Source organism: Streptomyces griseorubiginosus, from assembly GCF_036345115.1.
Classification (GTDB): Bacteria; Actinomycetota; Actinomycetes; order Streptomycetales; family Streptomycetaceae; genus Streptomyces; species Streptomyces griseorubiginosus_C.
Genome location: NZ_CP107766.1, coordinates 1,476,568 through 1,492,653, shown reverse-complemented (window position 1 = coordinate 1,492,653; position 16,086 = coordinate 1,476,568). Strand labels below are relative to the sequence as shown.

General features: G+C 71.3%; 14 protein-coding genes. 11 read left to right on the top strand and 3 right to left on the bottom strand.

All coding sequences use genetic code 11. The features are described 5' to 3' along the window. Positions 1–197: 197 nt before the first annotated feature. The 8 genes from OHN19_RS06930 (at position 198) to OHN19_RS06895 (ending at position 9,030) form a co-directional block, all read left to right on the top strand. Positions 198–1,508, top strand: a complete 1,311-nt coding sequence (locus OHN19_RS06930; protein ID WP_330263297.1) for an extracellular solute-binding protein — start codon at positions 198–200, stop codon at positions 1,506–1,508. Continuing rightward, positions 1,508–2,449, top strand: coding sequence for a sugar ABC transporter permease (locus OHN19_RS06925; RefSeq protein WP_330263296.1), 942 nt, complete (start codon positions 1,508–1,510; stop codon positions 2,447–2,449). The genes OHN19_RS06930 and OHN19_RS06925 overlap by 1 nt, the downstream gene beginning before the upstream one ends. Then, a complete protein-coding gene (locus tag OHN19_RS06920; RefSeq protein ID WP_330263295.1) occupies positions 2,446–3,267 on the top strand; it encodes a carbohydrate ABC transporter permease in 822 nt (273 codons plus the stop codon). The genes OHN19_RS06925 and OHN19_RS06920 overlap by 4 nt, the downstream gene beginning before the upstream one ends. Next, positions 3,264–4,667 carry a carboxylesterase family protein gene (locus OHN19_RS06915; protein ID WP_330263294.1) on the top strand — a complete coding sequence of 468 codons (1,404 nt, stop codon included), beginning with the start codon at positions 3,264–3,266 and terminating at the stop codon, positions 4,665–4,667. Before OHN19_RS06920 ends, OHN19_RS06915 begins: the two co-directional genes overlap by 4 nt. A gap of 13 nt (positions 4,668–4,680) precedes the next feature. Continuing rightward, complete coding sequence (locus OHN19_RS06910; protein ID WP_330263293.1) at positions 4,681–5,826, top strand: ROK family transcriptional regulator; 1,146 nt, start codon at positions 4,681–4,683, stop codon at positions 5,824–5,826. 92 nt (positions 5,827–5,918) lie between these two features. Next, positions 5,919–7,454 carry a GMC oxidoreductase gene (locus OHN19_RS06905; RefSeq protein ID WP_330263292.1) on the top strand — a complete coding sequence of 512 codons (1,536 nt, stop codon included), beginning with the start codon at positions 5,919–5,921 and terminating at the stop codon, positions 7,452–7,454. Next, positions 7,451–8,062: a nucleoside deaminase gene (locus tag OHN19_RS06900; RefSeq protein ID WP_330263291.1), complete on the top strand. Its 612-nt coding sequence runs from the start codon at positions 7,451–7,453 to the stop codon at positions 8,060–8,062. Before OHN19_RS06905 ends, OHN19_RS06900 begins: the two co-directional genes overlap by 4 nt. Then, positions 8,059–9,030 (top strand): sugar phosphate isomerase/epimerase, encoded by a 972-nt coding sequence (locus OHN19_RS06895; protein WP_330263290.1) that lies wholly within the window; start codon positions 8,059–8,061, stop codon positions 9,028–9,030. The genes OHN19_RS06900 and OHN19_RS06895 overlap by 4 nt, the downstream gene beginning before the upstream one ends. Here OHN19_RS06895 and OHN19_RS06890 read toward each other — a convergent pair. Further along, positions 8,977–10,275 (bottom strand): MFS transporter, encoded by a 1,299-nt coding sequence (locus OHN19_RS06890; RefSeq protein WP_330269542.1) that lies wholly within the window; start codon positions 10,273–10,275, stop codon positions 8,977–8,979. The genes OHN19_RS06895 and OHN19_RS06890 overlap by 54 nt on opposite strands. Before the next feature lie 156 nt (positions 10,276–10,431). Here OHN19_RS06890 and OHN19_RS06885 point away from each other — a divergent pair, with 156 nt between their 5' ends. Together OHN19_RS06885 and OHN19_RS06880 are read left to right on the top strand one after the other, a co-directional pair. After that, entirely contained in the window at positions 10,432–12,486 is a 2,055-nt protein-coding gene (locus OHN19_RS06885; RefSeq protein WP_330263289.1) for a phosphocholine-specific phospholipase C, read from the top strand. 63 nt (positions 12,487–12,549) lie between these two features. Then, positions 12,550–13,407 (top strand): phospholipid scramblase-related protein, encoded by an 858-nt coding sequence (locus OHN19_RS06880; protein ID WP_123764398.1) that lies wholly within the window; start codon positions 12,550–12,552, stop codon positions 13,405–13,407. A gap of 6 nt (positions 13,408–13,413) precedes the next feature. Here OHN19_RS06880 and OHN19_RS06875 read toward each other — a convergent pair whose 3' ends face one another. Then, the gene (locus OHN19_RS06875; protein ID WP_330263288.1) at positions 13,414–14,346 is read right to left on the bottom strand and encodes a hypothetical protein; all 933 of its coding nucleotides are present in this window, start codon (positions 14,344–14,346) and stop codon (positions 13,414–13,416) included. Beyond that, complete coding sequence (locus tag OHN19_RS06870) at positions 14,343–15,161, bottom strand: phosphatase PAP2 family protein (protein WP_330263287.1); 819 nt, start codon at positions 15,159–15,161, stop codon at positions 14,343–14,345. The genes OHN19_RS06875 and OHN19_RS06870 overlap by 4 nt, the downstream gene beginning before the upstream one ends. 229 nt (positions 15,162–15,390) lie before the next feature. Between OHN19_RS06870 and OHN19_RS06865 the strand changes: the two genes are divergently transcribed. Beyond that, positions 15,391–16,005 (top strand): TetR/AcrR family transcriptional regulator, encoded by a 615-nt coding sequence (locus OHN19_RS06865; RefSeq protein ID WP_330263286.1) that lies wholly within the window; start codon positions 15,391–15,393, stop codon positions 16,003–16,005. Positions 16,006–16,086 lie beyond the last annotated feature (81 nt).

The following is a 16,086-nucleotide window of genomic DNA, read 5'->3' as shown; positions in this document are numbered from 1 at the left end:
GCCCGGTGCGCAGCGCGCGCGCCGGGCCCTCGCGGCGTCGAGGAGTTCGGCGGGCAGGCGCGCCGATTTCGCTACAAGTTCCGAAATTATTCGGGGCGAGGACCGCCACGTGGCCGAAACACGCGGTTCATAGCGTCGGGACACATCACGCCACAGCCCTCCGCACTCGTGAGGCATCCCGTGTCACAGGAGTCCCCGTGCCCCCTTTCTCCCGCCGCACCGCCCTGCGGCTGACCGCCGGAATGGCGCTCGGCGCCGCGCTTCCCCTGGCCGGCTGCGGGCGCGACAACGACGCGGCCGCGGCTTCCGCGGCCAAGAAGAGCGCCGAGAAGATCGACGCGTCCCCGGCCACCGGCACCGTGAACCTCTGGGCCGCCCAGGGCGACGCCGACGTGCTCGGCACGGTGGTCAAGCCGTTCAAGGCCGCCAACCCCGACCTGGTCGTGAAGACCACGCTGATCCCCAACGCCGAGTACTACACCAAGCTCCAGGCGGCGATCGCGGCGGGCAAGGGACCGGACGTCGCCCAGTTCTTCCCCGAGTCGCAGGCACAGTTCCTCGACTCCTCGACCCTGCTCCCGGTGCCGGACGGACTGGTCGATCCGGACAGCTTCTTCAAGAGCCTGTGGGCCGCCGGGGTCGTGGACGACGTGGCCTACACGGTCCCCTGGTACGCGTACACCTACGCACTCGTCTACCGATCGGATCTGGCCAGGAAGGCGGGCGTCGAGGCACCGACCGCCTGGGCCGACATGGAGCCCTTCCTCAAGGCGCTCCAGGGCGCCGGCGCGGCCCGCGGGCTCGGGGCCGACATCGGGTGGGACATCTTCAACGGCCAGGACGTCGCCATGTACGCCTGGCAGGCCGGCGGCTCCCTCGTCGGCGACGACGGCAAGTGGAACCTGAACACGCCCCAGATGGTCGACGCCCTCCAGTACAACGCGGCCTTCTTCACCGCCGGGACCGCCGACACCGCCGGGCCGACCTTCCTCGACGCACAGCCGTACTTCGTCTCCGGCAGGACGGCGAGCATGATCACCGGGCCCTGGGTGATCGGCCAGCTCGACACCGCCGCCAAGAAGACCGGCTGGACCGCCGCCCATGTCGCCACCGCCCCGCTGCCCGCCGGAGCGTCGAGCAGCGTCTCCTTCTCCGCGGGCGGCACCTGGGGCGTCCTCTCCGGCAGCGGCAACACGGACGCCGCCTGGAAGCTCGTCCGGTATCTGGCGAAGCCGAGCACCCAGGTCGCGCAGTACAAGGCGTACAGCTCACTGCCCGCCGTCATCTCCGCCTGGGACGACCCGGCCATCAAGGGCCAGCCGCTCCTGGACGCCTTCTTCACCCAGCTGAAGAACACCCGGGCGTTCCCGCAGGTCAGCACCTGGCAGCAGGTGGCGACCCGGCTGGGCAAGGAGATGGAGGCCGTCGCGAAGGGCAAGGAGACCGCGGCGAAGGCGGCCGCGAACATCCAGGCGTACGCCGAGAGCGTCGGCACCGGTACGAAGTGATGGCCACGACTCTCGTCAGGGCGCCGCGGGAGACCGCGGCGACCCCGAAACCGGCCTCGCCCAGGAGGTCCCGGGCCCGGCGTACGGCCGTAGCCTGGCTCTTCCTCACCCCCTTCGCCCTCGTCTTCCTGGTCTACACGGCGATCCCCACCGTCGCCGCGCTCGCCCTGAGCCTCACCGACATCCGCGGCGCCGACCTGCGCACCCCGTTCGCCGTCGACTTCACCGGCGTCGACAACTACCTGAGGCTGTTCCAGGACGACACCTTCGTACGGGACATCCTGAACACCGCCCTCTTCGTGGCCGTCGGCGTACCCCTGACGATGTGCATCGGCTTCACGCTCGCCCTCGCGCTGAACTCCGGCATCCGTCGGCTGCGCGGGGTCCTGCGCACCGTCTTCTTCGCACCCGTCGTCACCAACGTCGTGGCCGTCGCGCTGATCTGGCAGTACGCCTTCCACATCGACGGCACCGTCAACAAGCTGCTCAGCGCCGTCGGCTTCGCGGGACCGAACTGGCTGGACGACCCGAACCTGGCCATGCCGGTCGTCATCCTGCTCGGCGTCTGGCGCAACTTCGGCATCGCGATGGTGCTGTTCCTCGCCGGCCTCCAAGCGGTCCCGCAGGACGTCTACGAGGCCGCCGCCCTCGACGGGGCCGGCCGCCGGCGCCAACTCCGGCACATCACCCTGCCGTTGCTGCTGCCGACCACGCTGATGGTCTCCGTCCTGCTGACCGTCTTCTACCTCCAGGTCTTCGACGAGCCCTACCTCCTCACCGGCGGCGGCCCGCTCGGCTCCACCGAGTCGGTCGCGCTCTACACCTACCGGCAGTTCGGGGCGGGCGAGTTCGGAATGTCCTCGGCGGCTTCCTTCGTGACGCTCGCCCTGGTGACCGTCGTCAGCGTCGTCCAGTTCCGGCTGCTGAGGTCCCGCACATGAGCCGAGTCTCCCGCCCCCTGCTGTACGCCGCCCTGCTGCTGTGCGCCCTGCTCACGACGCTGCCCTTCGCGTGGGGCGTGAGCGGTTCGCTGCGCAGCCTCGACGAGATCCGCTCCGACCCCGGCGCCCTGTTCCCGCACCACCTCACCTTCGGCAACTTCACGCGGCTGTTCGAGACCCAGGGCTTCGGCCGGTTCCTCGTCAACAGCGTCGTCGTCGCGCTGATCGTGGTGGCCGGGAACATCGTGGCGGCCTCGGCGGCCGGATACGCCCTCGCCAAGCTCGACTTCGCGGGCCGGAAGTTCGCCTTCGGCGCGGTCATGGCGGCGATGATGGTGCCGTTCACCGCCGTGTTCGTGACCCAGTTCGTGATCACCGTCGACCTGGGACTCGCGGACACCCTCACCGGAATCGCCCTGCCCGGCGCGGCACTTCCGCTGTCGGTGTTCATCATGCGCCAGTACGCCCTGTCGGTCCCCGACGAACTCCTCGAAGCGGCCCGCATCGACGGCGCGGGCGAGTTCCGGATCTTCTTCAGGGTCTTCCTGCCACTGGCCGGACCGGCCGTCGCCACGATCACGATCATGTCGTTCCTCAACTCCTGGAACAACTTCATCTGGCCGCTGGTCGTCGCCCAGAGCATGTCCACCTACACCCTCCCGGTCGGCCTCGCCGCCACCAGCCAGGCCGCCGCCCACGTCACCGACTACGGCCTGCTGCTCGCCGGGGCGATCGTCGTGATGCTGCCGGTCCTCGTGCTCTTCCTCTTCCTCCAGCGGTACTTCGTGCAGGGCATCGCGGGAACGGGGCTGCGATGAGTACGACGGTCACGGTCCGGACTCCGGCGGGCACGGTCGTCGGGCGTCAACACCAGGGCGTACGACGGTTCCTGGGCATCCCGTACGCCGAAGCACCCACCGGTGCACGGGGGTTCGCGGCGCCGGTCCCCCGCGGGCGCTTCACCCAGCCGTACGACGCCACGCGCCCCGGCGCCACCGCACAACGCGTGCCGCTGTTCGCCACGACCACGATCCCGGAGCCGTCGGTACCCGGCGACGACGTGCTGAACCTCTCCGTCACGGCCCCCGGGGCGGACGGTTGCCCGGTGCTCGTGTGGATCCACGGCGGCGGGTTCCTCGCCGGGAGCCCGGCCAGCCCCTGGTACGACGGCCGGGCCTTCGCGCGCGACGGCGTGGTCACCGTCACCGTCGGCCACCGGCTCGGCGTCGACGGGTTCGCCGTACTGGACGACGTCCCCACCAACCTCGCGCTGCGGGACCTGCTGCTCGCGCTCGACTGGGTGCGGGAGAACATCTCCGCGTTCGGCGGCGACCCGGACCGGGTCACCCTCGCGGGACAGTCGGCCGGGGGAGCGGCGGTGCTCGCGCTGCTGTCCTCGCCTGCGGGGCCGGGTCGGTTCCAGCGGGCGGTCAGTCTGTCCGGCGGCCTCTTCGAGGTGGACGCGCCCACGGTGCGCGGCTTCCTCGCACGGCTCGCGGAGCGACTGGGCGTGCCGCCCACACGGGCCGGATTCGCCGCCTGCGACCCGGAGTCGGTCCAGCGAGGCGTGCTCGACCTGAGGAACGGCGACGACGCACTCGTGCTCGGCCCGGTCGTCGGCGACGACATCCTGCCGGTGCCGCTCGTCGAGGGGCTGGCCGTGCACGGACGGGACGTGCCGCTGCTGCTGGGCGCCACGGGCGACGAGTTCGACGGGGACACGTTCGACAGGGACAGGGACAGGGACGGTGACAGCGACCCGCCCGACCGCGACGGCGACTGCGACGGCGACCGCGACCGCGACGGCGACCGCGACCGCGATCGGGGGGCGCGTGCGGCCGGTACCCGGACCACGGACCTCCTGTTCCGCTCCGCCTGCCCCCGTGTCGCCGCCGCCCGGCGTGACGCCCCGGCCGGTACCTGGCTGTACTCCTTCGAATGGCCCTCCCCGACCCTCGGCGGCGCGGTCCACTGCGTGGACCTCCCCTTCTTCTTCGACCTGCTCGACGCACCGGGCGTCCAGGAGGCGCTCGGCCCGAACCCGCCCGCGGACCTCGCCACCCGGATGCACGCCGACCTGGTCGCCTTCGTCCACGGGCGGACGCCGGCCTGGGGGAGGGCGACCGGGCGGCTCGGCGACCCGGCCCGCGAGTACGGCCGACCCCTCGCCGCCGACACCCGGGGTGTCTACGACCCGGTGACGGGAACGACGGCATGACGGGAGCGACGGCATGCTGACGGCGGGGATGAACCAGAGCGCCGTACGCCGGGTCAACACGGCAGTGATCCTGCGGGCGTTGGCGGTGTCGGCCGGACCGCGCAAACTCACCGAGCTCGCCGGACAGACCGGCCTGTCCCGTCGCACGATCGAGCAGATCCTGGAATCGCTCGTCGAGGCGGGCTGGGTCGCGGAACTGGACCGGATACCGATCAGCGGCTCGGCCGGACGCCCCGCCCGGCGCTACGAACTACGGGCTGAGCGAGCCCTGTTGGCCGCCGTACGCATCACCACCGTGGACGTCTCCGCGGTCGTGGCCGACGTACGCGGCCGCGTCCTGGGCCGGGCCCTCCGGCCGCTGCGGGCCTACCAGGACCCGTCCACCACGCTCGACGATGCCGCCGACCTGGTCATGGAGGCCCTCGACGACGCCGGCGGCTCGGTGGACCGGCTGCGGGCCGGGGCGATCGCGGCCGGCGGTGCCATCGACGACGAGGGAGTCGTACGGCGCCTGGTGCACACCACGCGCTGGGAGGGCGTGCACCTGCCCGGCGAACTCAGCAGACGCGTACCCGTGCCGTGGTTCGCCGACAACGACACCAACCTCGGTGCGCTGGCGGAGCGTTGGCGAGGTGTGGCCGGCGACCACGACAACGTCGTGTGGGCGATGCTCGGCAACCGCACCGGACTGGGCATCCTCATCCGAGGGGCCGTGCACCGCGGACTCGACGGGGCCGCGGGCGAGATCGTCGAGGCGCGCTCGATGCCCGCGGGCTCGGTGGAGGACCGTCCCGTCGCCGCACTGACCTCTCCGGTGGCCACCCAACGCGCCCTGGCCCTCGCCCGGTTCGGGTCGGCCCGGGCCGGGGACACCGCAGCGCTCGCCGAGGTCGACGAGTTCGTGGAGAACATCGCGTCGATCCTCATCACCCTGTCCTGGACGATCGCCCCCTCGCTGATCGTCCTCGGCGGCGGTCTGGAGGACGCGGCCGACATGCTGCTGCCCCGGGTACGGGCCGCGCTACGGGACGCCCGCGCCCCCGCGGTCGAACTGCGCGCGACCGCGCTCGGCCACGACGCCCCCCTCGTCGGCGCGGTGAAGCTCGCCCTGGACCGCATGGACACCGAGCTGTTCGGCCCGCCCGCCCCGGGCGAGTGAACCCCGGGCGCGTGAGCCCTGGGCGAGTGAACCCCGGACGCGCGATCCCCCGGCGAGTGACACCCCCACAACTCCCCCCGATGGAGCCTGACTTGACGCACCACCCCCGCACCGACGTTCTCGTCGTGGGCAGCGGCATCATGGGATCCCTCGTGGCCCGCCTCCTGCGCGAGAGCGACCCCGCGCTGCACATCACCATGGCCGACGGCGGTGCCCCGATCGGCGGCACGCCCGGCCGGCACCTGCACGACCTCGACGACCCCGACCTGTGGTCCCGCTACAACGAGAAGGTCGCCACCGGCATCCAGGGCATGTACACCGGCGCCGAGGTGGTCCGCGAGGTCGCGGACAGCCTCACCGGCCTCACCCCCGGGATGTTCCACGCGCTCGCCTTCGGCCAGGACGCCGAGGCCATGCCCCAGGCCGCGCTCGCCTGGAACGCGGGCGGCATGGGCGTCCACTGGACCGCCGCCACCCCCGGGCCCGCCAAGGAGGAGGTCTTCGACTTCGGAGACCCCGACACCTGGGCGGCCGACCTGGACACCGCGCGCGGACTGCTCGCCGTCACCCCGGCCCCGATCGGCCCGACCAAGGTCGGCGCACTCGTCCTCGACGTCCTGCGCCGACGCTACGGCGGCATCGGCCCCGCCGACCGGGACCCGCAGCCCATGCCCATGGCCGTCACCCCCACACCGTCGGGCCCCATGCCCCGCACGGCACCCGGGACGATCTTCCCCGCGCTCGCCGCGGGCGGCGACCCTGCCTTCACCCTCCTCACCGGCACACTCGTGACCGCCCTCGTCCGGGACGCCGGCCGGGTCACCGGCGCCCACCTGCGGCACGTCGCCGACGGCACCGAGTGCGAACTCCGCGCCGACACCGTGGTGGTGTGTGCCGACGCCCTGCGCACCCCGCAACTCCTGTACGCGTCCGGCATCCGGCCCGAGGCCCTGGGCCGTCACCTCAACGAGCACGCCTTCGTCACCGCCCGCGTCCTGCTCGACCTCGACCGCTTCGGCCTCGACGTCGACGCCCTGCCCCTGCCACGGCCCGGCGAGTTCAGCACGGACTCGCTGTGGCTGCCGTGCAACGGCCCCGCCCAGCCCTTCCACGGCCAGATCATGAACCGCACCTACGTCGACGAGGGCGGCCGCCCCCTCGCGCACTCCGTGGGTCTGTCGCTGTACGTCCCCGTCGAGTCCCGCCCGGAGAACCGGCTGGCGTTCTCGGCGACCGAGACCGACCTCGCCGGGATGCCCCGCATCCGCGTCGAGTTCGGCTACTCGGACACCGACCGCACGCTGATCCACCGGGCACTGGACGAAGTCCGTTCCGTGGCCGAGGAGTTCGGGCCCTTCGACCCCGTGACCGAGTCCGCCGTGCTTCCCCCCGGCTCGTCGCTGCATCTCACCGGCACCGTCCGGGCAGGCGTCACCGACGACGGCACCAGCGTGGTCGACCCGGACGGAAGGGTGTGGGGCTTCGACAACCTGTATCTGGCGGGCAACGGAGTCGTTCCCACGGCGATGGCCGCCAACGTCACCCTGACCGGCGCCGTCACCGCGGTACGGGCAGCACGCGCCGTCACCCGCACACACCTGAACCACCCGAGAGGAACAGCACAGTGATCGATATCGCCAAGGAATACCGTGTGGCCCTGCCCGCCTGGATCGACGACGAACTCGCCGACGTGCCCGCGGCCCTCCCCACCCGCGAGGACCGGATGGGCCTCGTGCACCGCCTCGCCGACCGCAACTGGCGCGAGGGCAACGGCGGTCCGTTCGCGGCCCTGGTCGCCGAGCGCGAGTCCGGCCGGATCGTCTCCGTCGGCGTCAACGTCGTCTTGTCCACCGGCGTCTCCAGCGCCCACGCCGAGGTCGTCGCGCTCGGCCTCGCCCAGACGGCCACCGGCAGCTGGGACCTCGGCGGCGAGGGCCTGCCCGCTCACGAACTCGTGGTCAACTGGCGTCCCTGCGTGCAGTGTTACGGCGCCACGATGTGGTCCGGGGTACGCGGCCTGGTGGTCGCAGGGGAAGGCCCGGAACTGGAGGAGATCACCACGTTCGACGAGGGCCCGGTCCGCGACGACTGGGCCGAGCAGTTCGAGGCGCGTGGCATCGAGGTCGTGGGGGACGTCCTGAGGGACGAGGCGCTGGCGGTGTTCCGCGGCTACCGCAAGGCGGTTGACGAGTCCGACGGAGTCGTCGTCTACAACGCGCGCGGGGGAGCGGAGTGACCCCCCGATTCGCGACGGACGTGATCACCTTCTATCACCCGGGATTCTGGGCCGTGGAGTCCGCGGAGGAGGTCCGCGAGCGGGCCCTGCTGGACGCGCGGGGGTTCTGGAAGCGGGTCATGGGCACCCTGGCGGAGACCGAGGTCACCGGCATCGAGCTGACGTTCGCCCCCGGTGACGTCGGCTCGGCGCTGCGGGCCTTCGGCAGCGCGGCCGCGTTCCGCGGCGAACTGGCCGCCCGTGGCCTCTCCGTGGTCAGCGCCTTCATCGCCGACAGCGACGCCCCCGACTGGCGCCACGGCGACCGCCTCCCCGAGATCGTCGCCGACGCGGAGCGCCGCGCGGCCTTCCTCGCGGAGGCGGGCGGCGAACTCCTCGTCACAGGCCTGCCGATGCGCACGACGTACGGCACGAGACCGCCCTTCTTCGTCGACGCCGCCTACATGACCCGCATGGCGGACATCGCCCACGCGGTCGGCGAGGCGGTGTCCCGGTACGGCGTGAAACTCGCCTTCCACACGGAGTCCCACAGCACGCTCTGGTACGAGCGGGACATCGACCTGTTCATGGCCCTGACCGACCCGCGCTATGTGTGGCTGTGCCCCGACGCCTGCCACATCGCCCTGGGCGGCGGCGACCCGGTCGCCGTGGCCCGCCGCCACACCCCGCGCATCGCCCTGGCCCACTGGAAGGACGCGGTCGCCCCGATCGACGTCCACCTCACGGTCGACGACACGGTGTACGCACAACAGCAGCCGTACATGGCGGAGTTGGGCACCGGAATCGTCGACTGGCCGGGCTGGGCGGACGCGATGTCGCGCACGCCCGGCGCGGACACGGTCCTGATCGAACTGGACGAGGCCGCCGATCCGGTGACGGCGCTGAGATCGGGAACGGAGGTGGCGAAGCGGGCGCTAGCGGCGCAGCTCGGCGTGGGCGGTCTCCGGGAGCCGCAGATAGACCAGTGACGAGCCGAGGCAGAGCACGGCCACGTACCAGGGGAACAGCCCCGAGTGCCCCAACTCCTTGAAGAGCGTGCCCACATACGGTGCCGTGCCCCCGAACAGAGCGACCGTCAACGAGTAGGGGAACCCGATCCCGGCCGCCCGCACCCGGGGCGGGAACACCTCCGCGTTCACCGCCGCGCTGATGGACGTGAACCCGGTCAGCAGCACCATCCCCGCGCACTGCACGAGCAGCAGCACCACGAAGGAGTCCCGCAGCGCGTGCAGCAGCGGCACGCTCAGCAGTGCGAACCCGACCCCGAAGAACAGCAGCAGCGGCCGCCGCCCGAAGCGGTCCGAGAGCATCCCGCCCAGCGGCTGGAGCAGACCGAAGAACGCGAGCGAGATCGTCCCGGCGAGCAGCGCGTCCGACTTGTCGACACCGGCGTTGAGTTCGGCGTACGTCGGCAGGTACGACGTCCATGTGTAGTAGGCGATCGTGCCGCCCATCGTGATCCCGCAGATCAGCAGCGACTCGCGCGGGTGGCGCCGCAGCGCCTCCAGCAGGGCGGGCCGCGGCGCCCGCCGCTGCTCCTCGCTGCGGGTCTCCTGCGCGCCCTGCCGGATCCAGAAGCCGACCAGGGACAGCGCGGCCCCGAGCACGAACGGCACCCGCCAGCCCCAGCCGTCCATCCGCCCCTCGCTCAGGGTGTCCACCAGCACCGTGGCGATCCCGGAGGCGAGGAGCTGCCCCGCGGTCGTCGACACGTACTGGAAGCTGGAGAACAGCCCACGCCGGCCGTGACCGGCCGACTCCACCAGGAAGGTGGTGGAAGCGGCGAACTCCCCGCCCACGGACAGCCCTTGGAGCAGCCGGGCCAGCACCAGCACGACGGGGGAGAGGACGCCGACCGCCGCGTACGTCGGCGTCAGCCCGACCAGCAGACTGCTGCCGCCCATCAGCAGGATGGTGACCGTCAGCGCCGCCCGCCGCCCGTGCCGGTCCGCGATCGCCCCCATCAGCAGCCCGCCCACCGGCCGCATGAAGAACCCCACCGCGAACACGGCGAACGTAGACAGCAGCGGCACCAGCGAGTTGTCCGCGCCCTTGGGGAAGACCGCGGCGGCGATGTAGGTGGCCAGAAACGTGTAGGCGTACCAGTCGTACCACTCCACGGCATTGCCCACGGAGGCGGCGAACAGCTGGCGTACGGGCCGTTTCGCGGGCGGCGCGTCCGGACGTGTCGTCTCTGTCATGATCGCGACCATCCCCCGCTCGCGCCCCGGCACACCTCCCGTACCCGCGACTTTCACATCAGCGACACCGGACCCTTCCCTGACGTTTGGTGGACTTGGAACACTCGCTGCGCGCACCTTCCGTCACGTTCCGGCCATCGATGCGCAGGATGAGAGGTCCCCTCACTCATGACTGACGTCAACCGGCGCAGATTCCTCCAACTCGCGGGCGCCACCACGGCCTTCAGCGCCCTGTCGAACAGCATCCAGCGCGCCGCCGCGCTCCCGGCCCACCACCGCACGGGCACGATCGAGGACGTCGAGCACGTCGTCGTCCTGATGCAGGAGAACCGCTCCTTCGACCACTACTTCGGCTCGCTCAGGGGCGTGCGCGGCTTCGGCGACCCGCGTCCGGTGACGCTGGAGAACGGCACGTCCGTCTGGCACCAGAAGGACCAGAACGGCAAGGAGATCCTGCCCTTCCGGCCCGAGGCGAACGACCTGGGCATGCAGTTCATCCAGGACCTGCCGCACGGCTGGAACGACGGACACGCCGCCTTCAACGGGGGCAAGTACGACAAATGGGTCCCGAACAAGGGGTCCACGACGATGGCGTACCTGACCCGCGAGGACATCCCGTTCCACTACGCCCTCGCCGACTCCTTCACCGTCTGCGACGCGTACCACTGCTCGTTCATCGGTTCCACCGACCCGAACCGCTACTACATGTGGACGGGCTACACGGGCAACGACGGCCAGGGCGGCGGCCCGGTCCTCGGCAACGACGAGGTCGGCTACGGCTGGACCACCTACCCCGAACGCCTGGAGAAGGCCGGGGTCTCCTGGAAGATCTACCAGGACGTCGGCGACGGCCTCGACGCGAACGGCTCCTGGGGCTGGATCCCGGACGCCTACCGCGGAAACTACGGCGACAACTCGCTGCTGTACTTCAACCAGTACCGCAACGCCAAGCCCGGCGACCCGCTGTACGACAAGGCCCGCACCGGCACCGACTACACCAAGGGCGAGGGCTACTTCGACCAGCTCAAAACCGACGTCAAGGCCGGGAAGCTGCCCCAGGTCTCCTGGATCGTCGCCCCCGAGGCCTTCACCGAGCACCCCAACTGGCCCGCGAACTACGGCGCCTGGTACATCGCCCAGGTCCTGGACGCGCTCACCTCCGACCCGAAGGTCTGGGCGAAGACCGCCCTGTTCATCACCTACGACGAGAACGACGGCTTCTTCGACCACGTGGTCCCGGCCTACCCGGCGGGTTCCGCCGCGCAGGGCAAGTCCACGGTCGACCCGGCCCTCGACCTCTTCAAGGGCGACAGCAGCCACCCGGCCGGTCCCTACGGACTCGGTCAGCGCGTGCCGATGATCGTCGTCTCCCCCTGGAGCAAGGGCGGTTACGTCTGCTCCGAGACGCTCGACCACACCTCGATCATCCGCTTCCTGGAACGCCGCTTCGGCGTCCACGAGCCCAACATCTCGCCCTGGCGCCGCGCGGTCTGCGGTGACCTGACGGCGGCCTTCGACTTCTCCCGCAGGGACACCAAGCCGGTCGCCCTGCCCGACACCGACGGCTTCGAGCCGCCGGACCGCGAGCGCCACCCGGACTACGTGCCGGTCCCGCCCGCGGTCGGCGCGCTGCCGAAGCAGGAACGCGGACTGCGTCCCGCCCGGCCGCTCAAGTACGCCCCGCGCGTGGACGGTTCGGTCGACGCGAAGAGCGGGAAGTTCACGCTCAGCTTCGCCTCCGGCGCCAAGGCAGGCGCCGCCTTCCTGGTGACCTCCGGCAACCGCACCGACGGGCCCTGGAGTTACACCACCGAGGCCGGCACGTCGGTCTCGGACACCTGGAACTCGGCGTACTCGAAGGGGTCGTACGACCTGACCGTGCACGGCCCCAACGGCTTCCTGCGCTCCTTCAAGGGCTCGAACAAGGCCGCCGGACCCGAGGTCACCGCCCGCCACACCGGCGACGACATCGAGCTGACCTTCACCAACAAGGGATCCGGCACGGTCCGGTTGCAGGTCGTCAGCGGCTACGGCGGCCCGGCGCGGACCTTCACCGTGCGGGCCGGCACCACCGTCCGGCACACCTTCTCCCTCGCCAAGAGCCGTCGCTGGTACGACCTCACGGTGACGTCCGAGAAGGACCAGGCCTTCCTGAGGCGATTCGCCGGACATGTCGAGAACGGGCGTCCCGGGGTGAGCGACCCGGCCGTAATCACCAGGTAAAGCCGCTGCGCGAGCCGCCGAACAGGTGGCCGGATCGCGAGGGTCCCGGGGTAGTGTGCCCCGGTGACCACGCATTCGAACACACCTGCAGGCTGGTACCCCGACCCGCACGGAGCGGCCCAGACGCTCCGCTACTGGGACGGGGCGCAGTGGACCCAGCACACCAACAGCCAGCAGCAGGCGGCCGGTCAGGCGCAGGCCGTGCAGGCCCCGCCGGTCCAGCAGGCTCCGCAGATGCCGCAGCAGGCGGCCGGCCCCGACCCGCGCGTGCAGCGTCAGGTGCAGCAGCAGGCCGGGGTCACCGCGGGCGGCGCGGGGGGCGGCACGCTGTTCACCGAGCCGGTGCTGGTGGTGAACCAGAAGGCCAAGCTGATCGAGCTGACCAACGAGTACAAGGTCATGGACCAGCACGGCAACCAGGTCGGCTCCGTCACCCAGGTCGGGCAGAGCGCGCTGCGGAAGATCGTGCGCTTCCTGTGGAGCATCGACCAGTTCATGAAGATCAGGCTGGAGATCCGCGACGCCCACGGGCAGCCGGTGCTGCTGCTGACCCGGCCGGGGAAGATCTTCAAGTCCCGGGTGATCGTGGAGCGTCCGGACGGTTCGCCGGTCGGTGAGATCGTCCAGCAGAACATGATCGGGAAGATCAACTTCGCGATGATGGTGAACGGTCAGCAGGTCGGCGCCATCAAGGCGGAGAACTGGCGGGCGTGGAACTTCGCGATCGTCGACCACGCGGAGAACGAGGTGGCCCGGATCACGAAGACGTGGGAGGGACTCGCCAAGACGATGTTCACGACCGCGGACAACTACGTCCTGCAGATCCACTACCAGCTGCCCGAGCCGCTGTTGAGCCTCGTGGTCGCCACGGCGCTGACGGTGGACACGGCGCTCAAGCAGGACGCCCGCGGTTTCGGCTGATCCCCCTCACAGTGCTGTCAGGTGCCCCGGTTCCGAAGGCCGGGGCACCTTCACGTCCCGCAGCGACGGCTCCAGTGCCAGCACGGCGGCCACCGGGTGCTCCTCGTCCACCGGCGCGGGCGTCGGGGCCTTCCGGCTCAGCAGCACCACGCCCCACGACGCCAGGCCCGCTCCCGCCAGGGCCAGCAGCACCCCGGCCGCTCCGCCGCGCAGGCCCTCGCCCAGCAGGGAGAGGCCGATGATCGCCGCGGCCAGCGGGTTGGCCAGGGTGACCACCGCGAGCGGGGCGCCCAGGCCGTCCCGGTAGGCCGTCTGGGAGAGCAAAAGGCCACCCGCCGCGAAGGCCGCGACCAGCAGGGCCACGCCGATCACCTGGACGCTGAGCAGGGACGCGGAGCGGTCCGTCGCGGCCACCGTCACCGTCTGGGTGAGCGCGGAGGCGACACCCGAGGCGACCCCGGACGCCGAGGCGTGCCGTACGCCCGGCCGGGCGCCCGGGCGGGCCAGCAGGCCGATCAGAGCCGCCGTCACCGCCGCCACCGCCACCGCCTCGGAGGTGCTCAGCACCTTCCCGGGCGTGGACCCCGACGCGACCACCAGGATGGCCGCGAGGCCCGCCAGCGTGTACGCCGTGCCCCGCCACTCCGTCGCGGTGACCCGGCGCCCCGCCATCCGCGCGCCCAGCGGCACCGCGGCGACCAGGGTGAGGGCGCCGAGCGGCTGGACCACGGTCAGGGGGCCGTACTTGAGGGCCACCACGTGCAGCAGCGCGGCCGACGCGTTGAGGGCGACGGACCACCACCAGGCGCCCGAGACCAGCATCCGCAGCACACCGGAGCCGGGGTTGCGGGAGGCCAGACGCTCCTGGGCGACCGCGGCGGCCGCGTAGGCCACGGAGGAGAGCAGGGACAGGGCAACGGCGACCAGGGTGGCGTTCATCGGCCCGCTCCGACCAGGACGTTCTTCTTCTCGGACTTCCTCGCGGACTCGGCCGGCACGAGCTTTTCCTGCGCCCGTCCCGCCGTGGTGACGGTGCGGTGCGGCGCGTGGATCACCGCGAGGGCGATGCCGAGCAGCGCGGCCGCGACGATCGCGTCCATCCAGTAGTGGTTCGCCGTGCCGACGATGACCGTCAGGGTCACCAGCGGGTGCAGCAGCCACAGCCAGCGCAGGCGCGAGCGGGTCGCCACGATCAGGCCGATCGCCACCATCAGCGCCCACCCGAAGTGCAGCGAGGGCATCGCGGCGAACTGGTTGGAGAGGGTGTCGGTCTGCGGCGGGCCGTACACGGAGGGGCCGTAGACCTTCGCGGTGTCGACCAGACCGGCCGCCGCGAGCATCCGCGGCGGGGCCAGCGGGAAGACGAGGTGCAGCACCAGGGCGGCGCCGGTCAGCGAGGCGAGGACCCGGCGGGCCCAGACGTAGTGCGCGGGGCGCTTGAGGTAGAGCCAGACCAGGAACGCGACCGTGGCCGGGAAGTGGACGGTCGCGTAGTAGGTGTTGGCGAGGTGCGCGAGGGTGTCGCCGTGCAGCAGCAGCGACTGCACCGAGCCCTCCGAGGGCAGGTGCAGGGCCCGCTCCCAGTCCCAGACGCGGTCGGCGTTGCGGAAGGCCTCGGTGGTGTGGCCCGTGACCAGTTGCCGGCCGAACTTGTAGACGAGGAAGAGTCCTACGACGAGCAGGAGCTCACGGACGAGCGGCGGCCGCGCTGTCGCGGCCTGCTCCGCTTCTGAAGGCTCGGTGCGGGCATTCATCCCCCGGCCCTTTCGCTGACGGTGGTGCGGGTACTGAATCCGAACAACGTGCTGACTCGTCCGGATTCCAAAACTCATCGATACGACGTCGTACCGATACGCCAGTGTACCGATACGGGCGGGTACCGGTACACTGGCGTATCGATAGACATACGACACACTGGGATCCGGGAATGAAACGCGGGCCCGGCGGCAGGGTCGCCGCCCCCGCGAGTGAGGAGGAGAGCAGATGACGTCGCAGGCCGCGGACGGACCGGAGACGGTCGCCGCCTCGCGCCGCTCCAAGATCACGCCCGAGCGTGAGCAGGAGTTCTTCGACGCCGTGCTCGAACAGATCCGTGAATGCGGATACGAAGCCGTGACCATGGAGGGCGTCGCCTCCAGTACGCGGTGCAGCAAGTCCACGCTCTACCGGCAGTGGAAGACCAAGCCCCAGTTCGTGGTGGCCGCCCTGCGCTCCCGCCGCAGGTCGAAGTTCGAAGGCATCGACACGGGGTCGCTCGCCGACGACCTGCGCGAGGCCGCCCGGGCAGCGGGCCGGTGGTCGATGCACGACACCAAACTCCTCCAGGCGCTCGGCCATGCCGTCACCCAGGACGCGGAACTCGCGCAGGCCCTGCGGGAGGCGCTGGTCGACCCGGAGATCGCCGCACTGAGGCACATTCTCCAGCGTGGGGTCGACCGGGGCGAGATCGCCACCGGACACCCGGCGCTGGAGTACATCCCGGCCCAGATGTTCGGCGTGATCCGCGCCCGGCCCGTCATCGACGGGGAGTACGCGGACCCGGACTACCTGGTCCGCTTCGTCGAGGCCGCCGTGCTGCCGGCCCTCGGCCTGACCTGAGACCCAGGCCGCCGTCCACGGGATGACTGGACGGTGACCTGCTCGCGCCGCACCGTGGGGACGGGGGCGGCGCGCACCCCC